The sequence below is a fragment of the Domibacillus enclensis genome (assembly GCF_900156125.1).
In the GTDB taxonomy this organism is placed as follows: Bacteria; Bacillota; Bacilli; order Bacillales; family Domibacillaceae; genus Domibacillus; species Domibacillus enclensis.
Map to the genome: position 1 here is coordinate 1 of NZ_FTLX01000003.1, position 15,395 is coordinate 15,395.

The following is a 15,395-nucleotide window of genomic DNA, read 5'->3' on the forward strand; positions in this document are numbered from 1 at the left end:
AAGCCGGCGGTGGACCGTGAGCTGCAGGGCGCAGCGGAGCGCATCAAGGCAAGCAAAAAGCCAATGATCATTGTCGGCGGCGGTGCCCGCTATTCAGGCGCACGCGACATCTTAAAGCAACTTTCGGAAAAACATAACATTCCGCTCGTGGAAACACAGGCAGGCAAGTCAACGGTGGAGTGGTCGTTTTCGAACAACCTGGGTGGCGTTGGCATTTTAGGCACCGCGGCAGCGAACAAAGCGGCACGCGAGACCGACTTGATTATCGGGATTGGCACACGCTACACTGATTTCACTACATCGTCGAAAACACAATTTGATTTCGAAAAAACATCATTCTTAAACATTAATGTGAGCCGGCTGCAGGCATACAAAATGGATGCCTTCCAGGTGGTTGCAGATGCCAAAACAGCTCTTGAACAGCTGGCGCCGTTTTTAGAAGGTTATGAGACGGAATATGGCTCTCTCTTGACTGAGTGGAAAACGGAGTGGCTGAACGAACGTGACCGCCTGGCTGGCATCGAATTTACGCGTGACGGCTTTACACCTGAAATTAAAAACCATTTCACTCAAGAAACGATGAATGAATATGCCGATGTGCTCGGAACGCAGTTTACACAAACAGCGGCATTGATCGCAGCGAATGAAGCGGTAAGCGACGACAGCATCGTTGTCGGCTCAGCCGGCTCGCTTCCTGGAGACCTGCAGCGGCTCTGGAATTCCGATGTGCCGAACACGTACCATTTGGAATACGGCTATTCGTGCATGGGCTATGAAGTAGCGGGTACATTTGGAGCGAAACTGGCACACCCGGACCGTGAAGTATACTCTGCCGTTGGAGATGGGAGCTTCCTTTTACTTCACTCGGAGCTTGTGACAGCGATTCAATACGATAAAAAAATCAACATTCTTTTATTTGATAATTCTGGCTACGGCTGCATTAACAACCTGCAAATGGACCATGGCAGCGGTACCTATTTCTGTGAATTCCGTACGCACGACAATCAGATTATGAACATTGATTACGCCAAGGTGGCTGAAGCATACGGGGCGAAGACGTACAAAGTGAACAATGCGGAGGAGTTAACCGCCGCGATTGAAGATGCGAAAAAGCAGACGGCATCAACATTGATCGATATTAAAGTGCTGCCGAAAACGATGTCAGACGGCTACGATGGCTGGTGGAACGTCGGAGTAGCGGAAGTATCGGAATCAGACAGCGTGCAAAAAGCATACGCTGCGCGGGCAGAAAAATTAAAAACAGCGAAGATTTATTAAGGAGGCGCATCGGTCATGAAAGATCTGTTATGGGGCATTGCTCCAATCGGCTGGCGGAATGACGACATTCCGGAAATTGGCGCAGAAAACACGCTGTCGCACTTGTTAAGCGATATCGTTGTGGCAGGATTTGACGGGACAGAAGTCGGTGGCTTCTTCCCGGAGCCGGCCATTTTAAACAAAGAGCTAAAGCTGCGTAACTTGAAAATTGCCGGCCAGTGGTTTTCAAGCTTTATTATCCAGGACGGCATCGAGCAGGCAGCAAAGGACTTCCATGCGCACTGCGCGTATTTAAAGGAAGTGAACGCAGCAGTCGCGGTTGTTTCCGAGCAGACGTACAGTATTCAAGGAACCGACCGAAATGTCTTTGCGGACAAGCCGCATTTTACAGATGCAGAATGGGACACATTGTGCAGCGGGCTGAATGAGCTCGGCCGGATCGCCGATGAATACGGCTTGAAGCTCGTTTTTCACCATCACCTCGGTACAGGCGTGCAGACGCTGGAGGAAATCGACCGGCTGATGGAAGGAACGGACCCGAATCACGTTCACCTTTTGTACGACACCGGACACATTTTCGTCTCAGATGGCGATTATATGGCGCTTCTTGAAAAGCATATGAACCGGATCAAGCACGTTCATTTCAAGGATGTTAGAGAACAGACGATGACAGGCTGCCGATCAAAGAATACGTGCTTTAGAGATGCTTTCTTAGCGGGTATGTTTACAGTGCCTGGAGATGGATGCATTGATTTCAGACAGCCATTTGCTTTTCTACAGGAACACGGCTATAAAGGATGGATTGTGATCGAGGCCGAGCAAGATCCGGCCGTTGCCCATCCGCTTGAATACGCATTGATCGCAAGCCGCTACATTAACGAATCATTGCTCAAGCGCGTGGAGAATTAAAAAGAGGTGTATGGAAAATGAACGATACAGCAGCTCCAACATCATTTTTACGTAAAATTATTATTATTTCAACATTAGGCGGCCTTTTATTCGGTTACGATACAGGCGTCATTAACGGCGCTCTTCCTTATATGACAGAGGAGCTTGGATTAACGTCTCTCACTCAAGGTCTCGTGGCCAGCTCGCTGCTGTTTGGTGCAGCAGTCGGTGCAGTGTTTGGAGGGCGGCTGTCTGATTACAACGGACGCCGGAAAAATATTTTGTATCTCGCCATTTTGTTTTTCGTGGCAGCACTCGGCTGTACATTGGCGCCGAATGTCACGATCATGGTCATTTCCCGCTTTTTCTTAGGACTTGCGGTAGGTGGAGCTTCGGTCACTGTTCCAGCGTACCTGGCTGAAATGTCACCGGCTAAACGCCGCGGACGCATTGTGACTCAGAATGAATTAATGATCGTCAGCGGCCAGCTGTTGGCTTTTGTTTTAAATGCCATCCTCGGCACAACAATGGGGCATATTGACGGCGTATGGAGAATTATGCTGGCAATTGCGGCTCTTCCTGCTATATTCTTATTTATCGGCATGCTGAAAGTGCCGGAAAGCCCGCGCTGGCTCGTATCGAAGCAGCGGAATGAGGAAGCGCTGCAAGTGTTAAGCAAAATCCGTACAGAAAGCGAAGCAAAAGCAGAGCTTGAAGAAATTAAAGCGAATTACGAAGCGGAAACAGATGTAAAGCAAGCTGGATTTAAAGATATGGCAACGCCCTGGATTCGCCGTATTATGTTTATCGGCATCGGGATTGCGGTTGTTCAGCAAATTACAGGCGTCAATTCTATCATGTATTATGGAACGGAAATATTGAAGGACGCGGGATTCACAACGGAAGCAGCCCTTGTTGGGAATATTGCAAACGGTGTCATTTCGGTTTTGGCTACATTTGTCGGCATCTGGCTGCTTGGCAAGATCGGACGGCGCCCGATGCTGATAGGTGGTTTAGCAGGCACAACGATTTCGTTGCTCCTAATGGCTGTTTTTTCTTCAGCTCTTGAAGGATCACCTGCACTTCCATTTGTCGTCCTGTCTTTAACAGTTACATTCCTTGCCTTCCAGCAAGGAGCGATCTCACCGGTTACCTGGCTGATGATCTCCGAAATCTTCCCACAGCAGCTGCGTGGATTCGGAATGGGCTTAACGGTATTTTGTCTTTGGATTGTCAACTTCTTTGTTGGGCTTTTGTTCCCAATGATGCTGTCAGGTGTTGGGCTGTCAGGAACATTTTACATCTTTGTGGCGCTTGGGATCGGCGCAATTGCCTACGTCGCAAAATACTTGCCAGAAACAAAAGGCTTATCGCTCGAACAGCTTGAGCAGCAATTCCGCAACCACGGAAAAAAGCCTGAAGAGAAAAAGGCAGAAGTATACAGCAAGCGCGCGTAAACCATTTATTATTTGAGGAGGAAACAGATCATGACATTAAAATTTGGCGTAATCGGCACAGGTGCAATCGGCCGTGAGCATATTAAACGGATCACTGACAAGCTTGCAGGAGGGAAAATTGTAGCGGTAACAGACGTAAATCTCGATTCTGCCAAGCAGGCTGTCGAGCAATACAGTCTTGACGCAACCATATACGAGGATGATCAGGCGCTTTGTCAGGATGAAAACGTCGACGCGGTTTTGGTCACAAGCTGGGGTCCGGCTCATGAGCAAAACGTATTAAACGCGATTGAAGCAGGGAAATATGTTTTCTGTGAAAAGCCGCTGGCCACAACGGCGGAAGGCGCTATGCGAATCGTTCAAGCAGAAATGAAGCATGGAAAAAAACTGGTACAGGTCGGCTTTATGCGCCGGTACGATCCTGGCTACGTTCAGCTGAAGAACGCGATTGACGCCAATGAAATCGGTGAGCCGCTCATGGTCCGCTGTGTGCACCGCAATCCGGAAGTGCCTGAAACATACGGGACAGAAATGGCGGTTGTCGATACGCTCGTTCATGAGATTGATGTGCTGCACTGGCTAATCAACGATGACTACAAATCGGTGCAGGTGCTGTACCCGAAAAAAACATCTCGTGCGCATGCAGGGTTAAAAGATCCGCAAATCATTATTTTGGAAACGAAATCAGGCATCATCATTAACGCAGAAGTATTTGTCAACTGCCATTACGGCTATGATATCCAGTGCGAAGTCATCGGTGAGGACGGTGTCGCGTATTTGCCGGAGCCGGCTAGCCTCGTGACACGAAAAAGCGCGCAGCTTTCCCAAAGCATTATGACAGATTGGAAGGTCCGTTTTATTGATGCTTATGACGTCGAGCTGCAGGACTTTATGGATTCAATCAAGCAAATAGGCGAGCCGAACGGTCCAACTGCCTGGGACGGCTATATTGCTGCTGTGACAACAGATGCGTGCGTGAAAGCACAGAATTCCGGTCAAAAAGAAGACGTGGCGCTTGAAGAAAAACCAGCGTTTTACGATAACAAAGCAGCTGTGAATTAATTCGAAAAAAGAGACAGGAGGAACAAACGATGAAACTAGCACTTGACCCGACCATGTATGCCGATCTTTCGTTAAAAGAAATGGTGGATAAAACAGCCGAGCTCGGCTATGACTATATTGAGCTGTCTCCGCGCGAGGACTTTATTCCTTTTTACAAGTATCCAAAAGTGGACGCTGCCAAAATTAAAAATCTGAAGCGCTACTGCCGTGATGCCGGTGTTCAAATTTCTTCTGTCCTTCCTGTACATTATTGGGCAGGACCTGAAGAAGACCGCCGCCAGGCTGCGGTTCGCAACTGGAAACGGGCCATTGAAGTCGCTGTTGAGCTGGAAGTGGATCTCATGAACAGCGAATTTAGCGGATCGAAATACAATCCGGTTGTGTGTGAGGAAATGTTTATCCGTTCCATGGATGAATTGCTTCCTATTTTTGAAAAAGAAGGTGTGAAGCTGAATCTGCAGGCACACCCATACGACTTTATTGAAACAAATGCCGGCGCAATGGACATGATTCATGCGCTTGATAAAGACTGGATCAACCTTGTGTATTCAACGCCGCACACGTTTTATTACGATGAAGGAAAAGGCGATATCGACAAAATGTTTGATGAAGCAGGCGACCGCCTGACGCATATCCTGTTTGCAGATACGTTTAACCACATTGCTTCTGACGGGCTTCGCTACATTTTAAATCCGCCAGCTGTAGAAGCAACTGTTCACCAGCACTTGAACATTGGCGAAGGAGAAGTAGACTTTGACGCGGTTTTCCGCAAGCTGAAGGAAATGAAGTTTGATGGCATTGCAACGAATGCCGTGTTCGCCTGGAAGGATAAAGCGGACTGGTCAAGCAAGCTGATGCTGAACAAAATGAAAGAAGGTCTCGGTTTAACTGAGAAAGTGGAGGGATGATCAGATGAAACTATGCTTTAACCAAGCGACGACGCTTGAAAACTCAAACCTGGCAACGGATTTAGCACTTTGTGAAAAGCACGGCTACGATTATATTGAAATCCGCACGATGGACAAGCTCCCGGAATATTTGGAAACGAACTCTCTTGATGATCTGGCGGACTTTTTCCAAAGCAATCATATTAAGCCGTTAGCGTTTAACGCGCTTGTGTTTTTCAACAACCGTGACGAAAAAGGCTATAGCGCGATTATTGCGGAGTTCAAAGATATGCTTGAAAAAGCAAAGGTTCTTGGCGTTCAGTACATTGTGGCTGTGCCGCTTGTAACCGAAGAGAAGTTTTTGAAAGAAGACATTAAAAAGAGCAGTGTGGACGTTTTAACGGAGTTGTCCGATTTGGCTGCGCCATATGGCATTAAGATTGCAGTGGAATTCGTCGGACATCCTCAGTGTACGGTCAATACGTTTGGACAGGCGTATGAAATCGTTGAAGCGGTGAACCGTGACAATGTTGGACTCGTTTTTGACTGCTTCCACTTTCATGCAATGGGCTCCAAGCTTGAGGATCTTCAAAAAGCGGACGGCAAGAAAATCTTTATTTTGCACGTCGATGACACAGAAGACTTCCCGATTGGCTTTTTAACGGATGATGACCGCGTCTGGCCGGGACAGGGTGCGATTGATCTGGATGCCCTTCTTTCCACGCTGAAGGAAATCGGCTATGATGGTGCAGCTTCTGTTGAGCTGTTCCGCCCGGAATATTACCAGCTGGAAGCTGAAGAGACGATTCGCACAGCCAAGGAAACAACAGTCAACGTCGTAAGCAAGCATTACGCTTTTCAAGAAGCGTAAATAAGCGTGATGATGGCGCGATTTCAACGAATCGCGCCATCATTCTATCCTTTGTTCAACGAGTGGAAGTGGTAAAGTGAAACGGTGGAATCAGCTGCTTTTTCTACTAATTTCGTTTTTATTTTGGTTTTCTCATTTTATTTACATTCCTATGCTGTCTCCATACATTGAACGCATCGGCGGCACGTATTCGATGACAGGCATCGTCCTGGCAAGCTATGGACTCATGCAGTTTCTTTTCCGTCTTCCGATCGGCATTGTCTCGGATCTGCTCGGGAAAAGAAAACGATTCATTGTACTTGGAATGGCCATCAGTACCACAAGCTGCCTGGTCTTTGCGTTAACTGAAAGTGTGGGATGGGTGCTGTTTTCCCGATCGCTCGCCGGTGTCGCTGCTGCATTCTGGGTCGTCTTTACGATTTTGTTTTCAAGCTATGTGACAGAGGACAAGCTGCATCGTGCAATGGGGAGTTTATCATTTGCTGTTGTGTTTGCACAGCTTCTTGGCATGGCGATGAGCGCTTGGATTGTGGAGGAATGGGGTGATCATGCTCCTTACTGGATCGGAGCCGTTTTAGGCGGACTTGGATTGTTGCTTTCTTTTTTTATTGAGGAATCGAAAGGACAGGAGAACCGCAAGCCGCTTAACGTACGGGAAATGGTTGTTGTGCTGAAGGAGCCTGCTCTGCTGAAGGCATCAAGCTTGTCTATTTTGGCACATGGCATCATGTTCACGACGATCTTCGGTTTTACAACCGCTTACGTGCTGTCTGTTGGATTCAAGCCCGGAGACGTTACATTACTCGTCTTCGCTTTCATGATTCCGCACGCCCTTTCCACGATTTTAAGCGGAAAGACGTTCGTCCCGCTTTTTGGGGCATGGCGGACGCTTCAGGGCGCATTTCTTGTTGCGGCCATGTTCACCTGTCTTATTCCTTTTGTCGAATCGCTGGGGGTGATGCTGCTGCTTCAGATAATGAACGGTTTTGCTCTTGGCCTTTTGTTTCCTTTGTTTCTCGGAATGGCAGTCGAAAAGATAGAGCATGAAAAACGGGCAACCGCTATGGGAGCCTATCAAGCACTTTATGCGGTTGGCATGTTTACAGGCCCTTTTCTTGCAGGTCTTCTTAATTCTATTTTTGGCCTGGAGGCAAGCTTTTTCTTTTCTGGCTTCATGGGCGGAGCGGCGTTTCTTCTTTGTTTGCTGTGGGAAAAACAGGAATAAGTAAGCGATTTGTTATCCGTACAGCAGGTTGTTCGCTATAATAGAAAGAAAAGAGTTCTTGTTCAGAAGAAAGTGGGTGGGCAATCAGAATGAAAATGAGTGATGTAGCAAAAAAAGCAAGCGTTTCACCGGCCACGGTATCACGGGTGCTGAGGCAGCCGGACCTCGTCAACAAGAAAACAAGAGAAAAGGTTCTTCGAGTCATTGAAGAACTGAATTATAAGCCGCACATGATCGCCAGCCAGTTCCGGACACAGGAAACAAAGACAATATTGGTTATTGTTCCGGATATTACCCGTCCGTTTTTCTCGGAAGTGCTGCGTGGCATTGAGCATACAGCGGTGAAAAATGGCTATCAGGTTATTCTTGGCGATACGGAAAACAATATTGAAAGAGAAAAAGAATATGTGGAATTAATGTACAAAAAGCAAGCGGATGGTGTCCTTCTTTTAACAGCCCGGATGGACAGCAAAAGCCTGAAACAGCTGGCGGATTCCTTTCCGATGGTGCTTGCATGTGAGTATGTGGATGAGCTGGACATTCCGACGGTGTCTATTGACAACATAAGCGGTGCCCGGAAGCTGACCGATCATTTAATCAACACGGGTCATAAAAAGATCGCTTATATTTCCGGCCCGATGAATGTCATTTTAAGCCGTGACCGTTTGCGTGGCTTTCAGCAGGCAATGGCTCAATATGATCTTCCAGTAGATCCTTCTTATATTCAGGAAGGCGATTATGAAATTGAATCCGGCTACAATCAAATGGTCAAGCTTCTTGCTCTCGAGGATCCTCCAACTGCGGTATTTGTCTTCAATGATGAGATGGCTCTTGGAACAATTAAGGCTGTCCAGGATCATGGTTTAAAGGTACCGGAGGATATTGCGGTTGTCGGCTTTGATAACTTGAAAATGGCGACCATTTTCAGTCCGCAAATGACGACCATTGACCAGCCCAAGTACGAAATTGGCCAGCGTGCAACGGATATGCTGCTGACATTAATGAAGGGCGGTTCTTTGAAAAAGAAAAAAATTGTCATGAAGGATGAGCTGATCATTCGTGAATCATGCGGATTTTTACAAAAAAACGCTATGATTAAGCCGCTGAATTAATTTGTCAGCTGGTTCGCTGCTGAGCCATGGAAAAATGAAATCGATCACATTTTTTGATTTTCTGGTTTGTAACAGGCTGCGCTTATACAGTGAAAAGTGCAGCCGTATTTTCACAATTTAGGACCCCTTTAAGTAAGCGCTTACTTAAAGGGAGAGAGGTGATGTTTATGCGGCTTACTGGCAGTCAATCGATTACAGCGTTCTTTTTTCTTCTTTTATTTTTGCTTTCCGGATGCGCGTCTCATTCTGCTTTACCTGCTGTAGAAAAAGAGGAGAAAGAGACAACGAAGCTGCAGATCGGGGCTGTTTTTGCTGATGGTCAAGATCCATGGCTTAGCTTCCTTATGAATGGCGTAAAAGAGTATGAAGACGGGAACGAGGAAATGGAAGCGGTGTATACGGATGCTGAAAACGATTCGAATAAACAAATCGAGCAGGCAGAGGAGCTGATTGCACGAGGCGTTGATTCCTTGATGGTCACGCCGGTGGATATGGTAGCGGCTGAATTAATTTTAGAAAAAGCAGCCAGAGCTGACGTTCCGGTTGTGCTGGTTAACAGGGAAAGTTTAGAAACAGAAAGTGTTTATGTAGGATCAGATGCCTTTTCTTTCGGCGTTATGCAAATGGAAGAGGTCGCAAAACAGCTTGGCGGCAAAGGAAATATTGCGATTATGAACGGCCAAATTGGCCACCCGGCCCAAAAGCAGCGGACAGAAGGAAATAAAAGCGTGATTGAGCAGCACAAAAGCATGAACATTGTCCTCGAAGGAACAGCGGGCTGGAACCGGGAGCAGGGAAAAGAGCTGATGAAAAACTGGCTTGAATCCGGTCAAAACATTGATGCGGTTGTTGCAAACAACGACGAGATGGCGATTGGAGCGATTCAGGCCGCCGAAGAAGCCGGTGTGCTTGATCAGATCGTCTTTGCAGGAATTGACGGGACACCGGATGCCTTGTCGTTTATTCAGCAGGGCAAGCTCGCAGCCACTGTTTTTCAAGATGCAAAGGGCCAGGGGCAAGGTGGAATCGACGCAGCCTTGCAGCTTGCGAAAGGAGAGAAGCCAGAGGCAACAACCTATATACCGGGTGAATTAATTCTCAAGGAAAATGTAGATGTATACGTGGAGAAATGGAAATAGGGGCCGAGGGGGGAGGACATGCGTAATCTAAAAAAAGAACGGCTATCCGGCAGGCAGGGATGGTCCATTAAAAAGAAAATAACGGTGAGTTTTGCGGCAATCGGGCTTCTTTTTATCGCGGTCATGGGCATTTTTTGGAGTCAATTAAAGGAGCTGGAACGTTCAAGTTCAACGCTTTTAAATGAACAGGTACAAATATTGCGAAGCACCGATCAAATCCAAATACAAGCCGCTTCACAAATTAATCTGCTCCGTTCCTTTCTTTTATCGGGAAATGAAGAATTAATTGAACAAATGGAAGCAGCCAATGCATCTATTCAGGAAATGATTGATGAAGCCCGGTCCTTTTCTTTGAATGAGAAAGACCAAGACTCTCTCAGGAAAATAGAAATTATGAATAAGTTGTTTTTAGATGCGGCGTACATTGCGATTCCGTATCAAAATGGGGATTTGCCGGTGAAGCTCGTTTCCTCCTTTGCGGACATTTCAAGCGAGATGGCGGTGAGGATGGCGGAGGAGTCAAATGTACTGGCTGAATCGATGAATGAATCCGTTCAGGCTGAAATAACAGCAAACGAGAAGTTAACGGATCGGCTGCTGGTCGTGATCACGGCGGCCGCTTTATTGACGCTGACTGCTCTTTTGTTGGTGGGCATGGCCGTGTCTAAAATGATTGTTCGTCCCATTACCCGCATTTCCGCAGCAGCACGAAGAATAGCGGCAGGGGATCTTGGAGATGAGCCGATCAGCATTCACAACAAGGATGAAATGGGCGAACTAGCCGATTCATTCAATAAAATGAGAGAAAACTTGCGTCACGTGCTGCAGCAGCTGAGCAGCAACGCCGGACAGCTGATGACCATGAGTGACGAAATGCGTGCCGGGACAGAACAGACAAGCAAGGCTGCTGAACAAATTAGCGAGTCTGTTCAAGACATTGCGGCCGGTGCAGAGCAGCAGGTCAGCAGCACCGCAAAAGCGGCACAGGTGACCAAAATGATGGCTGGAGGAATGGACCGGGCCTTCCATTCCATTTCGGCTGTGACCACTGTCACATTGCAGGCGAACGAAAAAGCATCTGACGGGAAAAGGGTCGTTCATTCGACCGTGAACCATATGCAGCAAATTCAAGAAAAGGTGTCACAAACATTTCAAACTGTTCATTTGCTGAGTGAAAAGTCGAATGAAGTCGGAGCGATCTCAGAGATGATCACCCAAATCTCAAATCAAACAAATTTATTAGCTCTAAACGCAGCCATTGAAGCAGCGCGGGCAGGCGAGCATGGAAAAGGGTTTGCGGTCGTAGCCGATGAAGTGCGGAAGCTCGCCGTTCAATCGGGGGATGCGACAACGAGTATACGTCTCATTATTGAAGAAATTCAACGCGAAACGAAAAAAGTCGTGGACTCGATGAAGCAGGGCAAGGAAGCGGCGGATGAAGGTATAAGTCTGGTGAATGAAACGGGTGAAACGTTCGGTGAAATTGTCGGGATGGTAGAAACAGTCGCCAAACAGTCGGAAGACGTTTCATCCGTCATAAACGACATACGGCAAGATTCAGCGCGGATGGTCGAGCTCGTCAACAGCGTCGCCGCTGTATCTGTCCAGTCCGCTGACAGCAGCCATAATGTTGCCGCCGCTTCAGAAGAGCAAACGGCTTCAATGGAGGAAATTGCTTCTTCAACTGAATTGCTGCGGAATATGGCGTCAGAGCTGCAGGAAACAGTTCAAAAATTTAAGCTTGAAAAAAGAAAATTCACTTAAACGGTAACCAAATGAAACGGAGGAATACGTATGCCATTATTGCGTTTTGATCTAATTGAAGGAAGAACCGAAGAAGAGGTAAAACAATTGCTGGATGCAGCGCACCGGGGAATGCTGAAGGCGTTTAACGTGCCGGAGCGCGACCGTTATCAGATCGTGCATCAGCACCCCGCACACGAAATGATTGTCGAGGACACCGGCCTTGGATTTGTACGCTCAAACGATGTGGTGATGATCAGCATAACGAGCAAGCAGCGGACAGAAGAACAAAAACAAAATCTATACACGTATATTGTGGAGGAGCTGCAGACAAGCTGCGGCATTGATCCAAAAGAAATAATGATTTCGATTACTGTTAATGGCGACGCCGATTGGAGCTTCGGCTTCGGAAAAGCACAATTTTTAACGGGAGATTTGTAAGGAGTGAGCCCGCCTTCTTCAGGCTAAACGAAGAAGGCGGTTTTTTTAAATAGGACTGAATTTGTCTTGAGACAGCGTTCTCCATGTTATAATTTAATCAAAGGAGGCTGTTTGGCATGAATAATTGGAAGCGCTTTAATTTAGCGGCAGTTATTGTGCTGGTCTTGAGTTTGTTCGGAGCTTCTGCATCAGCGGTTACTCATCCGTTTACAGATGTATATGCAGCGGAGGATCGTTATGGAGAAGCAGTCGGGTTCCTGTATGAAGCGGGTATTGTGAACGGCAAAACGAACACCGTGTTTGATTTGTACTCACCCATTAGCAGAGGGGACGCTGCGGTGATGATTGCGAAAGCTTTGTCACTTGACCCGGCGTACGCACCTGATTCCGGATTTACGGATGTCAACCCTCGGATCAAGGGCTACGTTGATGCGATGAAAGCGGCAGGGTTCATTTCAGGATACGGGGATGAAACATTTCGTCCAGCCGAATTTTTAACGAGAGGAGCGGCGGCCAGTTTGCTTGTTCGGGCTTTTGATATTCCGATGACGGAAACGGATGCCCCGTTTACGGACACGGGAGGCGTATTCAAGCCATACATTGATGCGATGTATGGAGCGGAGCTGACCAAGGGCGTGTCTGCCACGAAATATGGCCCCCATTTTTATGTGAAACGCGGTGATTTCGCTGTCCTGCTTCATAAAAGCATTCACTATCAGATGAAGCACATGTATACGCCGGTTATTGACACGGCTGTTGTTGATGCAACAGCGGTTAAGCTCACTTTTGAAGCGCCGGTGCCGGATGTGTTGCCGCCAAAATACATCGTCGGGGAGCACCTGGACTTGAGCGTCCGCTTTGATGGAAGCGACAGTGCTGAGCCGCTCATGATTGAGTATTATGCGTTTTCGGCAGACCGGAAAACGCTCATCCTGACTGTGGATTTTACTGGAAAAAGCGGTGAGGTCATCGCAATCGATCCTGAAAAAGAAATGCGCACGCCATTTGATTTTTAACGGAAAGAATGTCCGGCCCTTTTCGGCGCGGACATTCTTTTTCTTTCTTCTGTCAACGCACATGAAAAAGGCGGGGCGCTGTTTTCCAAAGCAAAACAAGGACTATGGAGCATAAAATAAATGTGAAAAGAGCTGTGCCGCCATTAACAGCCAGCGAATAAAGAGCCGCGGGCATTCCTTCCGGTGCATATTCGGCAAAATACACCCAGCCGGCAAGAAAGTGCCAGAAATAGCGGGCGATCGAACCGATGAATACAGCCAGCACGATCAAGCGAGCGGACGTTGAACGGTTTGTAAACAAGCCGGCAAGTCCCACAAATGAAAAGGCGATGAAATATTCAATAAAGGCTTGAAGCGGCGTTAAAATATAAGCGTCTCCTAATGCAATTTGCAAGAGTCCCCAAATAAAGCCGGATGCCATTCCGACCTTCCAGCCCCAGCGAAGGGAAACGATAAAAACAGGCAGCATGGCAATCGAAACAGACATCCAGGGTCCGATATTAATGGCTGGAATCAAATCAAGAATAAAAGCCAGTGCCGCCATAACAGATGCTTCAATTAACGCTTGCAGCGGTATGTTGCGATTCACTTTTTTTCCTCCTTTCTTAAGCCATACGCGAAGAAGGAGGAAACGCTCCACATCCCTGCGCCGGCATGATCCGACAGGTTCCATGGGTCCAGATCGTGTCTGTTCTCAGCCCGAAGACTCCCCATGTGGTCTCGTTCATTTTAGCAAAGAGTGGAAGCTGGTACAATAGGAGAGAGGTGATGACAGTGAAGAAATCAACCTGTGAGCTGTGCGGGCGTAGTCCAGTTGATACAACGGTTCATCATTTAATTCCCCGGGAAGAAGGCGGGTCACACGGGCCGACTGCTGCGTTATGCCGGACGTGCCATAAACAAATTCACGCCCTTTACAGCAACAAAGAGCTAGCTGTGAGGTTTCATACAATCCAACAGCTGCGAGAGGACGAAAAAATCAGCAAGTATATTAAATGGATTCGAAAGCAGCCAGCTGAAACGATATTGCGCGTCCGCAAATCAAACCGTCAAAAAAAGTAGGCATTCCGTTTTGAAAGACAGGAGCGTCTTTACAAAAAGAAGGGATTTTATCACTTCTTTTTATTCATTTTAATAAAGCTAAATGATACGATAGGGCTATCAATGAATTCCCGTGAGAAATGAGAGATGATCTAGTATGAAAAAAATGCTATGGAGCGCAGCGGCACTGTTTTTTCTGGCAGGCTGCAGCAATGAATTGTATGAAGAAGCGATGAAGAAAGGAAAACTGGCGCTGGCCGATGCGGATTTCGATAAAGCGCGTTCGTCTTTTGAACTGGCACTGGAAGAGGAACCGGATGATCCGGATGCTTCGCGCATGGCAGAGCAGCTTCGTTTGCTTGAAAAAACGGAAACGGCAGCTGAAGAAGGGAACTGGTCCGAAGTATCCAAACAGGCCTCACTTCTATTAGAAAAAGACAATTTGCAGAGCCAGTTGAAGGAACAGGCGGAAGAATACACAGCTGCCGCGGAAGCAGAAACGAAAGCAGCTCAAAAAGTGGCAGAACAGCTTGCCGGAGTGCAATCGAAAGTATCGGAAGGAAGCTATGAGGAAGCAAGTGTACTGCTTGATGAACTAGAGGCGGATGAATCCTTGCAGGCTGCTCTTTTGGCACAACAGGAAGAAGTGGATGCGGCAAGATCGGATATAGAAGCTTCTAAAAAGGAGCAGCAGGATAAAGAGCAGGCGGAAGCTGTTCAAGCAGCGGCTGATGCCGCAGCTGCCACAGCTGTAGCAGAAGCAAGTAAAGGCTGGACGTATGAAGATCAACTTGATGATTTAAGCGGCCGGACAGCAGACTTTGATTATATTGTCGAAACAGGAACAACTGCGCAGGCACTTGAAGCGGAGCAAACCCGTTACAAACAATGGGATAATTTGCTCAATGAAATTTACGGAACGTTAAAAAGTGAACTGCCGAACGATGAATTTGTCCAACTCCGGGCCGCACAAAGAGAATGGATCACTTATCGTGATGAATCAGCAGCAGAAGCAGCTTCTTCTTACGCCGGAACCGACTGGGAGGACGTGCAGTATAAGATGACGCAGGCGTATTTAACAGAAATCCGCTGCTACGAGCTGGTTGATCGATATATGGATTAATCGAGAGTTAAGCAAGTTATGAGGAGAGAAGAGGCAAAAAATAGCCTGAACGCAATGTTGCTCAGCAGAGAGAGGTGATTCGTTTTCTTTTGCTGAGAATATGTGTAAAATG

General features: G+C 47.3%; 15 protein-coding genes and 1 riboswitch. Of the genes, 14 read left to right on the forward strand and 1 reads right to left on the reverse strand.

Annotated features, from left to right (window positions below):
* The 12 genes from BW952_RS06710 to BW952_RS06765 all read left to right on the forward strand — a co-directional run.
* Positions 1-1,278, forward strand: a 1,278-nt coding sequence (locus tag BW952_RS06710; RefSeq protein WP_076496236.1) for a thiamine pyrophosphate-dependent enzyme, incomplete at its 5' end; no start/stop codon positions are given.
* A gap of 15 nt (positions 1,279-1,293) precedes the next feature.
* Positions 1,294-2,187: a myo-inosose-2 dehydratase gene (iolE, locus tag BW952_RS06715; RefSeq protein ID WP_045851659.1), complete on the forward strand. Its 894-nt coding sequence runs from the start codon at positions 1,294-1,296 to the stop codon at positions 2,185-2,187.
* Positions 2,188-2,204: 17 nt separating this feature from the next.
* Complete coding sequence (locus tag BW952_RS06720; RefSeq protein ID WP_045851658.1) at positions 2,205-3,623, forward strand: sugar porter family MFS transporter; 1,419 nt, start codon at positions 2,205-2,207, stop codon at positions 3,621-3,623.
* 30 nt (positions 3,624-3,653) lie between these two features.
* Positions 3,654-4,685: a bifunctional inositol 2-dehydrogenase/D-chiro-inositol 1-dehydrogenase gene (iolG, locus tag BW952_RS06725; protein ID WP_045851657.1), complete on the forward strand. Its 1,032-nt coding sequence runs from the start codon at positions 3,654-3,656 to the stop codon at positions 4,683-4,685.
* A 29-nt stretch (positions 4,686-4,714) separates the two neighbouring features.
* Entirely contained in the window at positions 4,715-5,593 is an 879-nt protein-coding gene (locus tag BW952_RS06730) for a sugar phosphate isomerase/epimerase family protein (protein WP_045851656.1), read from the forward strand.
* Positions 5,594-5,597: 4 nt separating this feature from the next.
* Positions 5,598-6,443, forward strand: a complete 846-nt coding sequence (gene iolI / locus BW952_RS06735; protein WP_045851655.1) for a 2-keto-myo-inositol isomerase — start codon at positions 5,598-5,600, stop codon at positions 6,441-6,443.
* Positions 6,444-6,519: 76 nt separating this feature from the next.
* On the forward strand, positions 6,520-7,668 hold the full coding sequence (locus BW952_RS06740; protein ID WP_045851654.1) for an MFS transporter: 1,149 nt from the start codon (positions 6,520-6,522) through the stop codon (positions 7,666-7,668).
* Positions 7,669-7,757: 89 nt separating this feature from the next.
* The gene (locus tag BW952_RS06745; RefSeq protein ID WP_045851653.1) at positions 7,758-8,780 is read left to right on the forward strand and encodes a LacI family DNA-binding transcriptional regulator; all 1,023 of its coding nucleotides are present in this window, start codon (positions 7,758-7,760) and stop codon (positions 8,778-8,780) included.
* 161 nt (positions 8,781-8,941) lie between these two features.
* Positions 8,942-9,919, forward strand: coding sequence for a substrate-binding domain-containing protein (locus BW952_RS06750; RefSeq protein WP_231581457.1), 978 nt, complete (start codon positions 8,942-8,944; stop codon positions 9,917-9,919).
* 18 nt (positions 9,920-9,937) lie between these two features.
* Positions 9,938-11,683, forward strand: a complete 1,746-nt coding sequence (locus tag BW952_RS06755; protein ID WP_045851652.1) for a methyl-accepting chemotaxis protein — start codon at positions 9,938-9,940, stop codon at positions 11,681-11,683.
* A 30-nt stretch (positions 11,684-11,713) separates the two neighbouring features.
* Positions 11,714-12,103, forward strand: a complete 390-nt coding sequence (locus BW952_RS06760) for a tautomerase family protein (RefSeq protein WP_045851651.1) — start codon at positions 11,714-11,716, stop codon at positions 12,101-12,103.
* 116 nt (positions 12,104-12,219) lie between these two features.
* Positions 12,220-13,119 (forward strand): S-layer homology domain-containing protein, encoded by a 900-nt coding sequence (locus BW952_RS06765; RefSeq protein ID WP_052698496.1) that lies wholly within the window; start codon positions 12,220-12,222, stop codon positions 13,117-13,119.
* A gap of 52 nt (positions 13,120-13,171) precedes the next feature.
* On the opposite strand, the gene thiT is transcribed toward BW952_RS06765, so the two are convergent.
* Positions 13,172-13,708 carry an energy-coupled thiamine transporter ThiT gene (thiT, locus tag BW952_RS06770; RefSeq protein WP_076496262.1) on the reverse strand — a complete coding sequence of 179 codons (537 nt, stop codon included), beginning with the start codon at positions 13,706-13,708 and terminating at the stop codon, positions 13,172-13,174.
* A gap of 35 nt (positions 13,709-13,743) precedes the next feature.
* Positions 13,744-13,842, reverse strand: a riboswitch (TPP riboswitch).
* A 45-nt stretch (positions 13,843-13,887) separates the two neighbouring features.
* Here thiT and BW952_RS06775 point away from each other — a divergent pair.
* The gene (locus BW952_RS06775) at positions 13,888-14,181 is read left to right on the forward strand and encodes an HNH endonuclease (RefSeq protein WP_045851650.1); all 294 of its coding nucleotides are present in this window, start codon (positions 13,888-13,890) and stop codon (positions 14,179-14,181) included.
* A 136-nt stretch (positions 14,182-14,317) separates the two neighbouring features.
* The gene (locus BW952_RS06780; protein ID WP_052698495.1) at positions 14,318-15,283 is read left to right on the forward strand and encodes a lysozyme inhibitor LprI family protein; all 966 of its coding nucleotides are present in this window, start codon (positions 14,318-14,320) and stop codon (positions 15,281-15,283) included.
* Positions 15,284-15,395: the final 112 nt, after the last annotated feature.

Bases quoted from the DNA above. Each gene is read 5' to 3' on its own strand.
- iolE (WP_045851659.1), top strand. From the start codon at position 1,294: ATGAAAGATCTGTTATGGGGCATTGCTCCAATCGGCTGGCGGAATGAC.
- BW952_RS06720 (WP_045851658.1), top strand. From the start codon at position 2,205: ATGAACGATACAGCAGCTCCAACATCATTTTTACGTAAAATTATTATT.
- iolG (WP_045851657.1), top strand. From the start codon at position 3,654: ATGACATTAAAATTTGGCGTAATCGGCACAGGTGCAATCGGCCGTGAG.
- BW952_RS06730 (WP_045851656.1), top strand. From the start codon at position 4,715: ATGAAACTAGCACTTGACCCGACCATGTATGCCGATCTTTCGTTAAAA.
- iolI (WP_045851655.1), top strand. From the start codon at position 5,598: ATGAAACTATGCTTTAACCAAGCGACGACGCTTGAAAACTCAAACCTG.
- BW952_RS06745 (WP_045851653.1), top strand. From the start codon at position 7,758: ATGAAAATGAGTGATGTAGCAAAAAAAGCAAGCGTTTCACCGGCCACG.
- BW952_RS06750 (WP_231581457.1), top strand. From the start codon at position 8,942: ATGTTTATGCGGCTTACTGGCAGTCAATCGATTACAGCGTTCTTTTTT.
- BW952_RS06755 (WP_045851652.1), top strand. From the start codon at position 9,938: ATGCGTAATCTAAAAAAAGAACGGCTATCCGGCAGGCAGGGATGGTCC.
- BW952_RS06760 (WP_045851651.1), top strand. From the start codon at position 11,714: ATGCCATTATTGCGTTTTGATCTAATTGAAGGAAGAACCGAAGAAGAG.
- BW952_RS06765 (WP_052698496.1), top strand. From the start codon at position 12,220: ATGAATAATTGGAAGCGCTTTAATTTAGCGGCAGTTATTGTGCTGGTC.
- BW952_RS06775 (WP_045851650.1), top strand. From the start codon at position 13,888: ATGACAGTGAAGAAATCAACCTGTGAGCTGTGCGGGCGTAGTCCAGTT.
- BW952_RS06780 (WP_052698495.1), top strand. From the start codon at position 14,318: ATGAAAAAAATGCTATGGAGCGCAGCGGCACTGTTTTTTCTGGCAGGC.